We start from the raw sequence: 985 nt of genomic DNA on the forward strand, positions 1-985 counted from the left end.
TCAGGAGTGGATACAACGATGCAAATGGAAAATTTCTATGAAGTCGGTTATCTGCCGTTACTCAGCGGCATCATGAACGATCTGGGTCTGCGCCGGAAAATCGATGAATGCGTGCCCGTGGACCCCCAATGCCGGACGACTGCAGGCGAAGCTGTCCAATTGCTGGTGCTCGACATGCTGAGCGGCCGAAATGCGTTGATGAATGTGCATAAATGGGCCGCAGAGCAGGATTTGGATCAACTGCTCCGTCCCGGCTTGCTGGCATCCTGGTTCAATGACGACGCACTCGGACGCCACCTGGACCGGCTGCATGAAGCGGACATCCATCAAGTCTACTCGACCTTCCAATTGCACGTGTACCAGCACGAGCGCATCCCGCTAAGCGTGTTTCATGGCGACACGACGAGTATGTCCGTTTACGGCGCGTACACGAAACCGAGCAAGGCGCTGCAGATTGTCGAAGGCTACAGCCGGGACCGGCGAGGCGCCAAGCAAATCCAGTTCGGGTTGATCGGCAATAGCGACGGGATTCCCCTTTACGGCGATGTGCACGACGGGAACACGTCAGACAAAACCTGGAATCCGGATGTGCTGGAGAAGCTCCATGCGCAGTGCGCCGCGGTGAAGCTGAAGGATTTTGTCTACGTCGCCGATTCGGCGGCGATGAGCAAGGCGACCCTCGACGCCGCAAAAGGCGCGAACGCCTACCTCTTGACCCGCGCACCCAACCAACTGAAGATCGTCAAAGCGGCGCTGGCCTCTGCCGATGCACCGGATGCGTCGTGGTCGGAGCCGGTATCGTTCGTCTCGTCCAAGGAAGGCGCCACGTATCGCTGGCGGGCCGCCGAGGCCGAGCATGAGGGCCATGCGCTCCGCCTGATCGTGGTGGAGTCCAGCGCGCTGGACAAGAAAAAGGAAAACACGTTAACCCGCGAACGGGAGGCCGAATGCCATCGGCTGACGCAAGCCGCAAAGGAAGCCGCCC

1 protein-coding gene is annotated in these 985 nt (G+C 59.5%); it reads left to right on the top strand.

Annotation, left to right across the window (positions count from 1 at the left end):
• Positions 1 to 18: 18 nt before the first annotated feature.
• A partial coding sequence (locus WBG83_RS22470) for an IS1634 family transposase (RefSeq protein ID WP_336747626.1) occupies positions 19 to 985 on the top strand: 967 nt, incomplete at its 3' end.

The sequence above is a fragment of the Paenibacillus sp. y28 genome, assembly GCF_037137075.1.
GTDB lineage: Bacteria > Bacillota > Bacilli > Paenibacillales > NBRC-103111 > JBBBNV01.